The organism is Acinetobacter sp. PFS20 (genome assembly GCF_052261015.1).
GTDB lineage: Bacteria > Pseudomonadota > Gammaproteobacteria > Pseudomonadales > Moraxellaceae > Acinetobacter.
This window is the reverse complement of sequence record NZ_JBPVZE010000001.1, coordinates 3,938,588-3,955,443: the sequence shown is the minus strand read 5'-3', so window position 1 is coordinate 3,955,443 and position 16,856 is coordinate 3,938,588. Positions and strand designations below refer to the sequence as shown.

Annotated in this window: 12 protein-coding genes; 3 read left to right on the top strand and 9 right to left on the bottom strand. The window is 38.0% G+C overall.

Annotated features, from left to right (window positions below):
- Nucleotides 1-176 precede the first annotated feature (176 nt).
- From ACS125_RS18735 to groL, 3 genes are all read left to right on the top strand, one after another.
- Nucleotides 177-9,419, top strand: a complete 9,243-nt coding sequence (locus ACS125_RS18735) for an Ig-like domain-containing protein (protein ID WP_443273873.1) — start codon at nucleotides 177-179, stop codon at nucleotides 9,417-9,419.
- Nucleotides 9,420-9,659: 240 nt separating this feature from the next.
- The gene (locus tag ACS125_RS18730; protein WP_002120604.1) at nucleotides 9,660-9,950 is read left to right on the top strand and encodes a co-chaperone GroES; all 291 of its coding nucleotides are present in this window, start codon (nucleotides 9,660-9,662) and stop codon (nucleotides 9,948-9,950) included.
- Between the two features lie 58 nt (nucleotides 9,951-10,008).
- Nucleotides 10,009-11,643: a chaperonin GroEL gene (gene groL / locus ACS125_RS18725; RefSeq protein WP_004790490.1), complete on the top strand. Its 1,635-nt coding sequence runs from the start codon at nucleotides 10,009-10,011 to the stop codon at nucleotides 11,641-11,643.
- Between the two features lie 139 nt (nucleotides 11,644-11,782).
- On the opposite strand, the gene ACS125_RS18720 is transcribed toward groL, so the two are convergent.
- The 9 genes from ACS125_RS18720 to ACS125_RS18680 all read right to left on the bottom strand — a co-directional run bounded on the left by ACS125_RS18720 (nucleotide 11,783) and on the right by ACS125_RS18680 (nucleotide 16,817).
- Nucleotides 11,783-12,007, bottom strand: coding sequence for a hypothetical protein (locus tag ACS125_RS18720; protein WP_216967855.1), 225 nt, complete (start codon nucleotides 12,005-12,007; stop codon nucleotides 11,783-11,785).
- Nucleotides 12,008-12,226 (bottom strand): helix-turn-helix domain-containing protein, encoded by a 219-nt coding sequence (locus tag ACS125_RS18715; protein WP_443273870.1) that lies wholly within the window; start codon nucleotides 12,224-12,226, stop codon nucleotides 12,008-12,010. It abuts the gene before it with no gap.
- A complete protein-coding gene (locus ACS125_RS18710) occupies nucleotides 12,207-12,566 on the bottom strand; it encodes a hypothetical protein (RefSeq protein ID WP_443273868.1) in 360 nt (119 codons plus the stop codon). Before ACS125_RS18710 ends, ACS125_RS18715 begins: the two co-directional genes overlap by 20 nt.
- Nucleotides 12,567-12,607: 41 nt before the next feature.
- The gene (locus ACS125_RS18705; RefSeq protein ID WP_443273866.1) at nucleotides 12,608-14,218 is read right to left on the bottom strand and encodes a recombinase RecT; all 1,611 of its coding nucleotides are present in this window, start codon (nucleotides 14,216-14,218) and stop codon (nucleotides 12,608-12,610) included.
- A 20-nt stretch (nucleotides 14,219-14,238) separates the two neighbouring features.
- The gene (locus ACS125_RS18700; RefSeq protein WP_443273864.1) at nucleotides 14,239-15,162 is read right to left on the bottom strand and encodes a PD-(D/E)XK nuclease-like domain-containing protein; all 924 of its coding nucleotides are present in this window, start codon (nucleotides 15,160-15,162) and stop codon (nucleotides 14,239-14,241) included.
- The gene (locus tag ACS125_RS18695; RefSeq protein ID WP_443273862.1) at nucleotides 15,163-15,429 is read right to left on the bottom strand and encodes a hypothetical protein; all 267 of its coding nucleotides are present in this window, start codon (nucleotides 15,427-15,429) and stop codon (nucleotides 15,163-15,165) included.
- 2 nt (nucleotides 15,430-15,431) lie between these two features.
- Nucleotides 15,432-15,629, bottom strand: a complete 198-nt coding sequence (locus ACS125_RS18690) for a hypothetical protein (protein WP_443273860.1) — start codon at nucleotides 15,627-15,629, stop codon at nucleotides 15,432-15,434.
- Nucleotides 15,630-15,834: 205 nt separating this feature from the next.
- Nucleotides 15,835-16,128, bottom strand: a complete 294-nt coding sequence (locus ACS125_RS18685; protein WP_443273858.1) for a hypothetical protein — start codon at nucleotides 16,126-16,128, stop codon at nucleotides 15,835-15,837.
- Nucleotides 16,129-16,133: 5 nt separating this feature from the next.
- Nucleotides 16,134-16,817 carry a LexA family protein gene (locus tag ACS125_RS18680; RefSeq protein WP_443273856.1) on the bottom strand — a complete coding sequence of 228 codons (684 nt, stop codon included), beginning with the start codon at nucleotides 16,815-16,817 and terminating at the stop codon, nucleotides 16,134-16,136.
- Between the last annotated feature and the right edge of the window lie 39 nt (nucleotides 16,818-16,856).

The window sequence follows — 16,856 nt, the reverse complement described above, 5'->3', positions numbered from 1 at the left end:
AAATAATATTAATGGATACATAAAAATTTTTAACTATATAAAAAGCCGTGTTTTTAACTAGCTATAATAAGGGTTTTAGTATTTTATGAAATTTAATAATATTTTATAAAATGAGTATCTATTGACTTAATATTTTAGAAAAACTTAATAATTATTTAAAATTTCATGGTGGATAAATGGTACAAGTATCATTAATGGCAAATAATGCTTCAAAAAATAATACAGTTGATATTGATGTAGGCCAGACAAAAACTATTGTAGTAGATCCTAAAGAAGTCGCAAAAATCGATATAAGCCCAGAAAAAATTGCCTCAATAACAAGAGAGGGAAATAATGCAATTATTCATCTAAAAGATGGAACTGAAATTATTTTAGAAAACTATTTTATTAGTGAAAATCCGCAAATTCTTTTAAATGAAGGGCTGAGTTATTGGACTGCCAGTTTAGGTGAAGATGCTACTGGGCAGACTACTGTTAATTATTTAGAAGTAAAAGATGCACCAAAAATTATAGACTCTTCATCTTCTGTACCTCTCTGGACTGGGGTGGTCAGTGCTTTAGCGGGCGCAGGAACAATTGCTTTATTGTCAAGGAAAGATCCTAAAGACACGACGCCTCCTGAGTCAGGTAATTTGATTCTAAAAAATCTTTTAGACTCAGGCACCTCAACAACCGACCAGATCACTCAAGATAAAAACTTCACTTTAAAAATTGAGGGACAGGAAAGTGGAAGTCGAGTAACGTATTTGGTCTCTACCGATGATGGTAAGACGTGGCAAGAAACAACAGTAACTCAAAAAGATTTAGCGGATGGAAGTTATCTTTACAAAGCTGTAGTAACAGACCGAGCTGGAAATACATCGGAAACCGCTATACAAAAAGTGGTTGTGGATACCACAGCACCCCAAGCAGGTGAACTGACTTTATCTGATTTGAGCGATACAGGCGTCTCAGCAACGGATCAGATTACGCAAGATCAAACTTTTGATTTAAAGATTAGCGGACAAGAAGTAAATAGCCAAATCACTTACTGGATATCGAAAGATGAGGGTAAGACGTGGCAGGAAACAACAGTAACTCAAAAAGATTTAGCTGATGGAAGTTATCTTTACAAAGCTGTAGTAACAGACGTTGCAGGTAATACCTCAGAAACTGCTATACAAAAAGTGGTTGTGGATACCACAGCACCCCAAGCAGGTGAACTGACTTTATCTGATTTGAGCGATACAGGCGTCTCAGCAACGGATCTGATTACGCAAGATAATAATTTTACTTTGGAGCTAACTCAACCAATTGTGATCGGCGAACAAGCTGCTTTACTAGACCACTATGAAATTTCGAAAGATGAAGGAAAAACTTGGCAGGAAACAACAGCTGAACAAAAAGATTTAGCTGACGGTATTTATCACTATAAAGCCGTAGTAACGGATCTTGCAGGCAATACCTCAGAAACCGCTGTACAAAAAGTGGTTGTAGATAATTCTTTAAATGTTGAATCAACTACAGTAACTGTAAAGCCGATTACTGAAGACAATACAATAAGTCTAGTTGAAAAAGATCAAGTTATTTCTATAAGACTGGACGTAGATAATCTACCAATAGATTTAAATAGCTCACTGACTTCAATAAATACGACATTAAATAATGTTGTTTATAACTTTCATTTTGATGAGCTAACCCAAGAATGGGTTGCTGAAATTCCAGCAGAGTTCTTGTGGTCAGAAGAATCGCAAACCAATATATCAATTGATATTAGCCTTACTGATCAAGCTGGCAATACAGCGATTATTAAACAGATTCAAAATTATAATGTAGATCATACTCCGAATTCACCAAAACTAGATTCTCTAACTTTTAATAATATAGATGGAGCTATCATTTCGGGTAGCGCATATAAAGGAAGTATAGTCGATATCTACAATAAAAATGGTGGTTGGCTTGCAAGTACAATAGCCAATGAAGAGGGTAAATTTACCTTACAAAATCTTTCAATTAGCTCAAATGATGAGGTTTATGCAATTGCTACTTATAATGGATACAGCAGTGAAAATTCATCAATTGGACTAGTTACTGAAGTTCCAGCTCTTAGTATTTTACGAATTAGTCCAGAAGGTGTGATCACTGGTTATGCGACTGAAGGCAGTCATTTTATTGTAAAAGATCAGAATGGAAATATTCTACAAGAGTTTAACTCTATTGCATTTGAGAGCTCAGGTATTACACCTTTTAGTGTAATGGCATTAGGTGAAGTCAGACCATTTACTTTGTCCCTCGACCAACCTGTGAAGGAAGGTACTCAAATTATTATCTCTACAGATAAAGATAATGTTTCAGGCCATCCACAATATATTACTGCAGACTATACGCCCGCAGTATTTTTAGAAACTCCACAATTTGATATCAGTGGCGAAACTTTATCAGTACATGTCAATGAACCTAACAGCCTTATTCTTGTGTTTTCCGGAACAGGAAATCTAATCGCTAACGGTGTTACAGATGAACAAGGCTTTGCAAGTTTACCTGTGTTCCAATTTATAAAAGAAGGTGAGTCGGTTACCGTACAAGTAGTAGATAAAAATCAAAATACGAGTGAAGCCCTAATCGAAGTTCCAAACTTTGCTTATATTCCATATGTTGAACGTATTACACAAGAAGGCTTAATTTCTGGGTTTGCTGAAAACAATAGTACGGTAATTGTGCGTGATGCTGACGGTAATGAATTAGGAAAGGTTACATTAGGTGATGACAATAGTTGGAATGAATTTAGTCATTTTAGCTTGAGTGTAAACAGACCTTTAATTGATGGAGAGCAAATTTCCGTTCAAATTATTGATAATAAAGGTCTGATGAGCCCTGAGCAGAATATTGTTGTAGATCTCACTCCTCCACCTATTCCAACAGATTTAAATTTCAATGATGCTGGTGATTTAGTTTATGGTCATGCAGAACCTTTCTCTGAAATTTTAGTTAAAGATGGACAAGGAAACATTCTTAATAAATGGTTCTGGAATAACTGGACCGACGAAAGTGGAAGTTTCTCGATAGAGCTCGGTATGTTTTTAACCAATGCCGAGACAGTTTATGTCACGGCTACCGATGTAAATGGAAATGTAAGTTTAGCTGCTCAGATACAGGCACCTAACTCTGCTTTTGCCCCATATGTAGATAGCTTTACTTCGGACGGAGTAATAAGTGGGCAAGCTGAAAATAATAGTACTCTCATTGTTAAAGATGCCAAAGGGGAAATCGTAGCTGAAATTAAAGTCGGTGAAGATAATGGCTGGAATGGATCAAGTTATTTTAAACTCCAACTTGATCGCCCTCTTGTTGATGGTGAGCAGTTGTTCTTATCAATTAAGGATGCTCGTGGTCAAATAAGCACCGATACTGTAATTACTGCTGATACAGTTCCTCCTACACCAGCCAGTAATTTAGTTTTCTCAGAAGATGGTTCATATCTTACGGGTGTAGCAGAACTGAATACTACGATTCAGGTTTTTGATCATAATGGTCAACTCGTGAATATATGGGATAACACCATAAACTCGGACGGTACATTTACTATTTTCTTAGGTGGCAATAATTTACATGGAGAGGCATTCACGGTCACCGTTAAAGACCAAGCCGGAAATGTGAGTGAAGCTGTTTCAATAAATGCTCCACTTGATGATATTGCACCGGATCCAATTAAAAGTATTTTACTTGATGCCAACGGTCAAAACTTTACAGCACAAGCAGAAGCAAATAGTCGGATTGAAGTTTTTGATTCATTAGGTAGTCAGACGGGTTGGGGCTCTACAGATAATGCGGGTAATGTCTCAGGCTTTTTCAGTCAAATCTATTTACATGGTGAAGAACTTACTTTTGTTGTCATAGATCGAGTTGGTAACCGAAGTGTTGAATTTAAGCTAAATGCTTTAATTGATACCATTGCGCCAAATTCAATTGAAAATATCATCTTCAACGAAGATGGCCACAGCTTTACAGCTCAGGCAGAAGCGGGAAGCTCTATTGATGTATTCGATCAGGATGGAAATAAGATTACTACTAGTTATACCGATAGCTTAGGTAATGTATTTGGTTATTTCCCGCAAGTTTACTTACATGGTGAGGAACTTACTTTTGTTGTAGTAGATCGAGCGGGTAACCGCAGTGCAGAGGTCAAGCAGAGTGCTTTGAATGACGATGCCGCGCCAAATCCGATTGAAAATATTGTATTAGATATCAATGGACAGAGCTTTACAGCTCAGGCTGAAGCGAATAGCCAGATTGAAATTAAAAATACCAATGGTGACATTATTGGTTATGGATCAGCAGATAGCACAGGCAATGTTTCTGGTTACTTGTATCAGGTCTATTTACATGGCGAAGAGCTTACTTTTGTTGTCGTTGACCGAGCGGGTAACCGTAGTACAGAAGTTAAGCAGAATGCTTTAACTGATGATATTGCACCAAATCCGATAGAAAATATTGTACTCGACTCAAACGGTCAAAACTTCACGGCGCAAGCAGAAGCAAATACTCAAGTTGAAGTTAAAAATGCTGCGGGTGAGGTCATCGGTTCAGGTTACGTAGATGGCGCTGGTAATGTGTCAGGTTATTTATATCAAGTCTATTTACATGGAGAAGAACTCACTTTTGTTGTCGTTGACCGAGCAGGTAACCGTAGTGCAGAAGTTAAGCAGAATGCCTTGATTGATGATATTGCACCAAATCCGATTGAAAATATTGTACTTGATGCGAACGGACAGAACTTTATAGCTCAAGCAGAAGCAAACACTCAAATTGAAGTCAAAAATGCTGCTGGTGAGATCATCGGTTCAGGTTATGTAGATGGCGCTGGTAATGTGTCAGGTTATTTATATCAGGTCTATTTACATGGAGAAGAACTCACTTTTGTTGTCGTTGACCGAGCGGGTAACCGTAGTGCAGAGATCAAGCAAAACGCTTTAACTGATGACATTGCACCAAATCCGATTGAAAACATCATTTTCAATGAAAACGGCCAAAACTTTACAGCGCAAGCAGAAGCAAATACTCAAGTTGAAGTTAAAAATGCTGTGGGTGAGGTCATCGGTTCTGGTTATGTAGATAGTGCTGGTAATGTCTCGGGTTACTTGAATCAAATTTATTTAAAAGGTGAGGAACTCACTTTTGTTGTGATTGATCAAGCTGGTAATCGGAGCGTTGAAGTAAAACAAACAGCCTTTCTTGATAATACGGCACCAGAAAATGCGACTAATTTAGTATTTAGCGAAGATGGTTCATATCTAACTGGTGTGGCTGAACCCAATGCGACGATTCAAATATTTGATCAGAATGGCCAATTATTAAATCTTTGGAATAATAATGTTAATTGGGATGGAACATTTAGCATCTCTTTAGATACTAATTATTTGCATGGCGAAGAGTTTAAGGTAGTTGTAGTAGATCGGGCTGGTAATTTGAGTGGTGGGGTTACTGTAAAAGCACCGATTGATGATGTTGCTCCTGTGGCTGCAAGTAATCTCACGTTTAGTGAAGATGGTTCATTCCTTTCTGGTGTAGCTGAGCCAAATACCTTCATTCAGATTTTTGATCAAAATGGTCAACAGATGAATACGTGGAATCAGAGTGTAAATGCTGATGGTACATTCACTATTTCTTTCGGTACTTACAATTTACATGGTGAAGAGTTCACAGTCACTATTAAAGACCGAGCTGGAAATGTGAGTGAAGCTGTTTCAGTTAAGGCTCCATTTGATGATATTGCGCCAAATCCGATTAAAAATATTGTACTTGATGCGAACGGTCAAAACTTTATAGCACAGGCAGAAGCCAATACTCAGGTCGAAGTTAAAAATGCAGCAGGTGAGATTATCGGTTCTGGTTATGTGGATGATGCTGGTAATGTGACAGGTTACTTCTATCAAGTCTATTTACATGGAGAAGAATTAACTTTCGTTGTCGTGGATCGAATGGGTAACCGCAGTGTCGAACTTAAGTTAAATGCTTTGGTGGATACGATTGGGCCGAATCCAATTGAAAATATTACCTTTAATGAAAACGGTCAAAGCTTTACAGCACAAGCAGAAGTAAATAGTTTTATTAGTGTCAAAAATGCTGCGGGTGAGTTTGTTGGTTATGGTTATGTCGATAGCACTGGTAATGTGACAGGCTACTTCAATCAGGTTTATTTAAAAGGTGAGGAACTCACTTTTATTGTTATAGATAAAGCAGGTAATCAAAGTATTGAATTTAAGAAAAATGCTTTAACTGATGATATTGCACCAAATCCGATTGAAAACATCGCCTTAAATGAAAATGGTCAAAGCTTTACAGCGCAAGCGGAAGCAGATAGTCGAATCGAAGTTAAAAATGCTGTTGGTGAGGTTGTAGGATCTGGTTCAACAGATAGCATGGGTAATGTTTCTGGTTACTTTTATCAGGTCTATTTACATGGCGAAGAGCTCACTTTTGTTGTAGTTGATCGAGCGGGTAACCGCAGTACAGAGCTCAAACAGAATGCTTTGATTGATGATATCGCACCAAATCCGATTGAAAAGATTGTGCTCGACTCAAACGGTCAAAACTTTACAGCGCAAGCAGAAGCAAATACTCGGATTGAAGTCAAAAATGCTGCGGGTGAGGTTGTAGGTTTTGGTTATGTAGATGGTGCTGGTAATGTGTCAGGTTATTTTAATCAAGTCTATTTACATGGAGAAGAGCTTACTTTTGTTGTAATTGATCAAGCAAGTAACCGAAGTGTTGAGGTTAAACAAAATGCTTTAATTGATGATGTTGCACCACGAGCTGCTTCAAATATTACATTAACCTCCGACGGATTGCTTTTTGGTGAGGCTGAGCCAAATGCAACGATTGAAATTATTGATCAATATGGTGCAGTTATCACAACAACTTATGTTTGGTACGATGGCACATTTAATCAATGGATTAATCTGAGTCAATACCAGACACAAAATTTGAGTATTGTTGTTAAAGATATTGCTGGTAACCGAAGCGAAGTTGCTCATCAGTTAGTACCTGTATTTTCGAATTCACCAATTACTGCAACAGAGCTAAAACTGGATGTAGATGGTCATATTCTGACAGGAAAGGCAACATCAGGAATGTCGATTGTTGTTACATCTATTGATGGTCAGATCATTAATGGAGGGTGGAATAATGTTGTGAATGATGATGGTAGTTTCGCTATTCAGCTAATTGATTACTATCTACAGGGACAGACATTACAAGTTCGAGTTTATGACCAGAATATCAATGAATATAGCCTAATCTCTGAAATTATTGCGCCTTTAGACAATATTGCTCCAGTAATTAATGATGTGGTGATTAGTAATGACGGTTATGGTATTACGGGACAAGCTGATCCGAAAGTAATCATTAAAGTAATGGATGCGGATGGAGATTTACGAGCAGAATTTCAATCGGATGAAGCTGGATATTTCAATGCTAGTATTTATCCACCATTATTACGTGGAGAGCAGTTATTTGTCACGGCAACAGATTTAGCCAAAAATATAAGTACCCCACTTAATATTACTTTTAATCCAGATACTAATGCACCACCAACAGCAGATCAGGTCGTTGTATCTGAAAATGGTTTCTTTATTGAGGGAACTGCTTTGCTCAATAGTGAGGTGCGTATTTTTGATGTGTATAGTAATTATATTGGTGGTGGTTCTGTAGATGAAACAGGGCATTTTAATATCCAATTATATTCACCTCAGGCGAATGGGCAAACTTTACGCATTGTTGTGGAGCAAAATGGCTATCAAAGTGCTTACACCGAAATTAAGGCACCCATAGACATCGTCGCGCCAAATGCAGCAACTCAGCTTGTTTTAGCAGATGGAAATATACTTTCAGGACAAGCGGAAGCATATTCAACGGTTAATATTTTTGATGTTAATAATAATTTAGTTGGCCAGACTACGGTTGGAAGTAGTGGTACTTTCTTAGCGCAATTATGGTCACAATATTGGCATGGCGAAACATTGACGGTAAAAGTAGTTGATGCCAATCAAAATGTGAGTGTGGGCTCAACGATTGTTGCTACGAATGATACAACAGCACCGAATGTAGCCACACAGCTTGCCATAAATGGATGGGATAATTTGCTGGTAGGACATGCTGAAAGCAATGCTACTGTTGAAGTTACATATCATTTTGCTGATCAAGAACCTTCTGTAACAAGTGCGACGGTCATGGCAAATGGAACTTTCTCTACTTATGTGGATGGGACTGCAACATCATTTGACCTTACTGTTATTGATCGTGCTGGAAACCGTAGTGAAACCATTAGCCAAATAATTAGTGATTTACCTACCATCACTGTTGATCAACTTAAAGGTGATGCTACTGATAATACTTATATAGTTGATCATACAAGTGATTTTGTTCAAGAATATATTGTTGAGCCGTATGCAATATATAAAGACGTCTGGATTGATGATAGCTATACATATCCAGAATGGGTTACTGAAGGTCATTACGAACAGATATGGTTTGTTGATGGTTATTATGATTCCCAATGGATCACAAGTGGTTATTCAACTGTACAAAATATTTATCAAAATCAAAATGGTATAACTTATATTGATAATGGCACGGCAGATAGCGATTATAGTCGATATGAACAACAATATTATGATTTTGCGAATGGGCAATGGCAAGAAGGTTATGAATTGACCTATATACGTTCAGAGGAAGGCTGGGTTGATACTAGTCATTATGAAGACGTTTATGTTGATCTGAGTCGTTATGAAGATGTTTGGGTAGATACTAGCCACTATCAAGATGTTTTCGTAGAAAGCGGTTATTGGCAGAGTCAACTGGTTGAATCTGGCTATCGAGATGTTGATTTTGGTGGACACGATAAAATAATTAGCTCTGTGAGTTATAGTCTGGTTGGATATTCTGATTGGTATACAGGTATAGAAAGCGGTCGTTATGTAGAAGACTTGGAGCTAGTTGGTTCTGCTCATCTAAATGCAACAGGCAATGCTTTAGATAATCTTTTAACAGGTAACTCTGGTAATAACATTTTGAATGGGCGTGAAGGTAATGATACCTATATGACTAATGACGGTGCTGATACCATTCTGTTCCAATTGCTAAATAGCCAAGATGCGACTGGCGGAAATGGACATGACACGGTGTTAGATTTTACTTTAGGTGATGTAAGAACTGATCTACAAGCTGACAAAATTGATTTAAGTGAACTATTAATTGACTATTCTAAAGATGCGAGCACATTAGCCAAATTTATTACCGTAGAGCAAGATGCTGGAAACACGACTATTAGTCTTGACCGAGATGGAGAAGGTACAATGTTTAGTAGTGTGTCATTGATAACTTTAAATCAGGTAAATACAACATTAGATGAATTGTTAAATAACCAGCAACTCTTTGTTTAACATTGAAATTTATCTTTATAAAAGAGGCTATGAAAATAGCCTCTTTTATTTTGTGCTTTAAATTTAATAAAAACTCTTCACAACCTGTTAAAAAATGACCAAAAAAGATAAGTTTTTTTTCATTTTCCCCTTGAAGCCTTTTTTTTCATCCCCACAAAAGTGACATCTAAATATTTTGTTATTGCTCTGGATTAAAGCAATAACGATTAATCAAAAAGACTTAGTCTGATGGAGTTAATTATGAGCAACATTCGTCCATTACATGATCGCGTTGTAATTCGTCGCGTAGAAGAAGAAACCAAAACTGCTGGTGGTATTTTACTTCCAGGTTCTGCTGCTGAAAAACCATCTCAAGGTGAAGTAATTGCAGTAGGTAATGGTCAAATCACTGAGAATGGCGTACGTGCTTTGGATGTTAAAGTTGGTGACAAAGTATTGTTTGGTACTTATGCAGGTACAACAGTGAAAGTAAGTGGTGAAGAACTCTTAATCATGAAAGAGTCAGACATTTTAGCTGTGTTGGAAGGCTAATCAATCCATAACTCAATTCATTATCAGATTCAGTATTTAAAAAGATTCGGAGTTTAATATGTCAGCTAAAGACGTAAAATTTGGTGATTCAGCTCGCTCAAAAATGATTGCAGGCGTAAACGTACTTGCAGATGCGGTTAAAGTGACTTTAGGCCCTAAAGGTCGTAACGTAGTGATTGACCGTTCTTTCGGTGCTCCGCACATCACTAAAGACGGCGTAACTGTTGCTAAAGAAATTTCTTTAAAAGACAAGTTTGAAAACATGGGTGCTCAACTTGTTCGTGAAGTTTCTAGCAAAACTAACGACATCGCTGGTGACGGTACGACAACTGCAACTGTACTTGCTCAAGCAATTTTGAATGAAGGGATCAAATCTGTAACTGCAGGTATGAACCCAATGGATTTAAAACGTGGTATCGATATCGCAGTAAAAACTGTAGTTGAAAATATCCGTTCAAATGCAAAACCTGCTGATGATTTTAAAGCGATCGAACAAGTTGGTTCTATCTCTGCTAACTCTGATACTACTGTTGGTAAACTTATCGCTCAAGCGATGGAAAAAGTAGGTAAAGAAGGCGTAATCACTGTAGAAGAAGGTTCTGGCTTCGAAGACGCATTAGACGTTGTAGAAGGTATGCAGTTTGACCGTGGTTATATCTCTCCGTACTTTGCAAACAAGCAAGATACTTTAACGGCTGAGCTTGAAAACCCGTTCATTCTTCTTGTTGACAAGAAAATCGGCAACATTCGTGAATTGATTTCTGTTTTAGAAGCAGTTGCGAAAACTGGTAAACCACTTCTTATCATCGCTGAAGATGTTGAAGGCGAAGCGCTTGCTACACTTGTTGTAAACAACATGCGCGGTATTATCAAAGTATGTGCTGTTAAAGCTCCTGGTTTCGGTGACCGCCGTAAAGCAATGCTTCAAGACATCGCAATCTTGACTGGCGCAACTGTTATTTCTGAAGAAGTTGGTATGTCTTTAGAACAAGCAACTCTTCAAGATTTAGGTACTGCACACAAGATCACTGTTTCTAAAGAAAACACTGTAATTGTTGATGGTGCTGGTGATGCAGCTGCTATTGCTGAGCGTGTTCAGCAAATCCGTGCTCAAATTGAAGAATCTTCTTCAGAATATGACCGTGAAAAATTACAAGAACGTGTTGCTAAATTAGCAGGCGGTGTTGCTGTAATTAAAATCGGTGCGGCAACTGAAGTTGAAATGAAAGAGAAGAAAGACCGCGTAGACGACGCACTTCATGCAACTCGTGCAGCAGTTGAAGAAGGTGTGGTTGCTGGTGGTGGTGTTGCGCTAGTACGTGCTGTAAATGTATTAGACAACCTAAAAGGTGCTAACGAAGATCAAACAGCGGGTATCAATATTTTACGCCGCGCGATTGAAGCTCCACTTCGTCAAATCGTTTCAAACGCTGGTGATGAGCCATCTGTAGTGATTAATGCAGTTAAAGCGGGTGAAGGTAACTTCGGTTATAACGCTGCAACTGGCGAATATGGCGATATGTTAGAAATGGGTATTCTTGACCCAGCTAAAGTAACTCGTTCTGCACTTGAACACGCTGCTTCTGTAGCTGGTTTAATGTTAACTACAGAATGTATGATTACTGACATTCCAGAAGATAAACCAGCTGTTCCAGATATGGGCGGTATGGGTGGTATGGGTGGCATGATGTAAACCGCTCAATTTAAAGTTAAGTGTTTGTAATATAATATTTAATTATTAAATAGCTTGATAGTTACTCACAGTATTACTCACATTTGATTTTGCCATAAAAGAAAAGGTCGCTTAATGCGACCTTTTTCTTCAACTGATTTCATGCTCTTAGTTCCTGAATCTCTACTTCATCTGCACCTTGTCGAATGCAGCTAAGAACATAACTATTTAACCAGAAGTTTTTACGGCCATCTTTAACAGGTGGCTTTATTCTTCCATCCTTAATACGTTCGTAAAGCTCTTTTTCTGAAAAATTCATCCGAAGGGCAAATTCAGCGGTTGAAACTCTACGTTCTGTGTTCGTTAAATCAATAGCAACTCCCATTTACTTCTTAGCCTCCTTCTTCTTCGCAGTACGTTTCAAAATAGTGTTTAAAGTTCCACGATTGATTTTTAATAGGTCAGCAGCATGTGTTTTGTTGCCTCTGGCTTTTACCAAAGCTTTTTCGAATAGAACACGAGTCACATGGTCCATAATTTCGTAATAGCTGTCGCCATTCTCAATTAAGAGGTCTAAATCTGTCTCAGTTAGGATTACATTCATTTTCTATTCCTTCTACTTGCTTTTCTTTTGCAAATAAGGCTTCTGCACCATCTTCAGTAAAACCGATGTCTATTAAGAAAAATCCATGTGGTGCTACAGGATCCCATTTAGTTAAGTCTGATGAGTCCATAATTTCCAAAAATAGATCATCAGAAATACTTCCTTCTAAATAAAGTCGAACAGTGACAATATTGAAGTGCTTCTTTAGTTGATCCCATTCGCTCTGCCGCAACCATTCTTGATCAGCATGATTGTCATCTAAGTATTTGAGATATTCAGGATGAGCCCAACAACCCATTTCATCTCTGATAATCTCAGTTGGCTTCAATTGATTAATCATCCTTCAGCTCCAATAAAGTGACATCCTTGTCACAAATCTAATTAACCGAATAATTGGCTTTCACGTTGTGAAGCGGCTGTATCAATGCGTTGACGGTCTTCATCTGATAGTTCGTCAATTGCTGGATTTGCATATTCAGCGTTGATTTCATCTTGGTTATTAGCGTTTTGAATGCGTTGAATCACGGCATCTACAAACGAGATTTCCTGAACACCTGCAAACATGTCTTCTTGCGTAAGTACTTCTTTGCGTTGTGCATAATGGGTCAAGGCTTCTTGATGATGCTTAGGTGTCATTTTTGGCTTATTGGCAGTAATGTTTTTAGCAACCAGTTCTAAATCAGCTACGTTTTGAGCTTCATTAATTTGGTGGATTAAGCCATTTTTAACGCCGTTGCTTTTGATAGGTTCAACTTTAGGCGCTTGCTCAGCTTGCTCTTTTTTAGCTAGATCAGCTAAACGTTGTTGCTCGACTTCAACCAAGTAATTACGGTGCGTATCAGTCAAACCAGTTTCTTTCTCTAACTCTCGGCTAATATCTGCCAGTTCTTTTTCAGTCTTGGCATTATTAAGTTTGAATAGGTACTTCTTGCGGATATCGAGCGATTTAGATGTGTCAGGTGCTTGAACTTCTTCTTGCACGACTTCTACAGGGTCGGGTTCAAGTTGTACATCCTCAGTCTTTTTTACTGTTTCTTCCGCAACAGATTTTTCATTTTTAGACTTCCAGAGCTTAATTAATTCGTTGCGTTCTTTATCGTCCATCACTTCATAAATCTTGCTTTCGAGCTCGGCCATTTCATCTGCTGTTTTAGCTTTTAAAATGTCACGTTTAAGCTCAGCAAAATTAGAAGCACTCACCACAACTGTTTCAGGTGTAACGTCAATAATGCGCTCTTGTTCTTCCTCAGATGAGCGTAGACCCATAAGCAGCTCAGGTGCATGTACACGGCCAAAGAATGAAGCAGCACGATAACGAAGCATTTGCTCAGGCATTGTTTGCCATTTACTACCGTTTTTTGTATACCAGCCTTCTTTTACAGCCATTTCAATTGTAATTTTTGAAGATTCAACTAATGGAATTCCATAAGCTTTACAGCACTTATAAACTCCACCATGTTCTTTAAGCTCTTCAATAGAGAAATTAGGCATCACAGTACCCGACTCAAGCGCCCAAGCTACGCAACTCTGGTTATTAATTTTCATTTTTTTATTGCTAGTTTGCTTACGACCACTAACCCAAGAAGTCTCTTGATATTCAACTTCTTGTTCGCCTAGATCTACAAGCTCAAAGCGAAGGGCAGAGAAGCGACCACAGCTATTAATTGCCGCCATAATGAATTGACTTGACCAGCTTGGGCGACCTTCAATTAAGTATAGGTTTTGCATCACCATTAATGGATCTGCATTTAAGCGAGATGCCATATTTAGCGCGATTACACAATTCGCAAGGCCGTTAGGGTTTGGCTCTTCACGGAATAACCAATTTCCATTATTGTCTTTACCTGCTTTAACCTTGGTTACAGCGCGGTATTGTTCCGGAACTAAAGTTGATGCTGAAAGCATTTTTGCAATACGTTGCGATAATTCAAAAGCTTCAAGGTTAAGAAGGCCGATTGATTGTTGAGGCTGAATGTTAGCTACTGTATTCATAATAAATATTCCAATTCTAATTAGTTAAATTCATTGTTAATTGCTTGGTTAAGCATGTATTGCGGCAAAGAAATATCTTCGAGTTCTGTTGAGTAGCCTTCCCATTCATTGATGAGTAAAGACTCTGCAAGAAGCTCTTTAGCTTTGTTGTAGCGTTGCTCACCTATGCTTAAAAACAGGCTAGAAGCGCGGTATTGCTTGACGTTAAAAGGCGCAGTGCTTTCAGCGACTAGAAAGAAAAACTCTGGCTTTTCTTCTGTTTTGTAGTGTTGCTGGAAGCCTTCTCGATACATTGCTGCCGAGATGTCATACCCAAAATCAGAACATGATTTTGAAAACTTAAATTGGCGTGCATCGGTAGATGTTTTTACATCCATGATTAAACCGTTCGGGAACTCATCACATGGGATAATGTGATAGTCAGGACGTACACGAAGGTTTAATGCATACACTGGATCAGTAAAGAATATGCTTGCCTCAGCCATGCCTTTGAAGTTCTGCATGATCTGGTAAGAACTAAGCGAACGTAGGTTGTTTGCAATTCGGTGTGCGCCGTCCAGTAAATCTTGATCAATGATAATTTTTGAGCCGTGCTCAGCATCAAATTTATTCCACCATTCGATTTTTTGAACGGTTTCATCCGATGGCTTTTTAGCATTAAGCATTGTTTCTGTAGGCTTACGTGGCGCATCCTCAGGCAAAACCACAAATTCATTTTCGAACTGTTCAGGCTCTAAAAATAACGTGTGTGCCAATGTTCCGAAGTCAAAATGTTTCTTAGATTCACGCTCGTTTTCTTTCAAAATATTGTTTGAATGAAAGTGAGCACGTGAACGCAAAATATCTTTAAGCTGGCTTGAGCTAAATTCTGGTGATGCGTGATATTCATCATTGCTCATGCTTTCGATGAGCGAAGTTGTCGGGAGTTCGATAAATGAGTTCATTTATTTGGATTCCTCATATGCTTTGCCCATGTTATGAGCTAATAAATTCCCTGATCCCTTTTCCCAAACGATGCCAAGTTCATTATTTAAATAGAATCGCAATGATTCATACTGACAAGGGTTCAGGAGGATTTCAGCACCTTGATCTACAAGCCAATTAGCAAAGTCTTCTAGGTCATTTCTACGGGTCAAAACCTGTCTTTTTGCATACTGCTTATTGCTGCCATATCGAGAACGTAGTGTTTCCCATTCATTAGCGGTACTCATGATTAACCGCCAAATACACTTGCTAAAAAGAAAGAGAAAAAGATCCAGACAACCAAGCCAGAAGCCAAGAAAGCAAATAGCTTTAACGTGTCTAGAAGGTGCGCCCAGAAGTGTTCACGCCAGTTATATGCGTAATCACTTGGTTTAGGTTCAGTGTTGCAAGGGGTAGTCGTTTGACTCTGTATAGTTCTTTGTTTCATAATTCGATTGCTCCTAATCGAGTAAGAAGCCCCCATGTCGCCAAACAGTCGGGGCTTTTTCATATCTGATGAAATAAATATAAGAAATCTTAGTTTTTGTGTCAACATAAAATATAAGAAATCTTAGTTTTATTTAGAAATCTTATTTTGAATTAATGGGCAAAAAAAAGCCCACTTTTTTAAGTGGGCTTAAAAATAAGAAGTCTTACCAAATTTTATAACGGTTTTTCTTATGGTAGGTGATCATATAAGCTATGAATTTATAGCAAAGGTAAGTTAGGCCAACCTGAATAAATCCACACAAAACAAATTCTATCCAGTTTTCATTATTAAAATGCTTAGTCATTACAAACGGTACAGGAACCATTAATAATAAAATTAATAAAATAGATAGAATATCTTTTGCTAGATCAGAGCGTAGAGCAAGCCACGCAACCGAGGCAAAGATTATAAAACCAAGAATATTTGCGTACTGATAATTTAACCAAGCCTCAATCATTGTTCTCACCTAAAGTTTTGAATATGACTTACAACAACACCAATGATTCTTATATTGTTTACTTTAGAGTCTAGAGGCGCGAAATCAGGATTTAAGGGCATTAATTGAAAATGCTCTCGCCCCAATTCATCGTATCCAGTAACTCTGTACTTCTTAAAGGTAACTTCATAATCACCATTTTGAGCAATCACAAAATCACCGGGTTGAGGTGCCAAGTTTGGATCAATTATTAACTGGTCGTTAGGCATAAATCTAGGTGACATGCTTAACCCATCAACCGTTACGCTAAAAATATCTGAAGGGTGTGTTCCTTCATAATCGGTATATGTATGCCCCATTGGATTTAAACCGTCATAAACTACTTCACGCCAAGCTCCAGCTTGGACAAAATCTAGAACAGGAATTCTTCTTAATAATTTTCCTGTATAGCTAACATTACTTTCTTCAGTAATATCATGAGAGTAGTCTTTGACAGGTGGGTTATCAATACCCTTTAAAATAAATTGTGAAGAAACATTAAAAAATTTAGCCATTGCATCGACAGACTCAGCTTTAGGCAAATAGCCGTCCTTCTCCCACTCAGTAATGGCAGGAGCAGAGACACCAACTACTTTAGCTAGTTGGGCTTGAGTAAGCTTTTTCGTCTTTCTTAAAGCGCGTATGCGCTGTCCAACAGTATCGTTTTTCATATAAGTAATCTTACATCTTGTAAAAATAAGTTTTCTTTG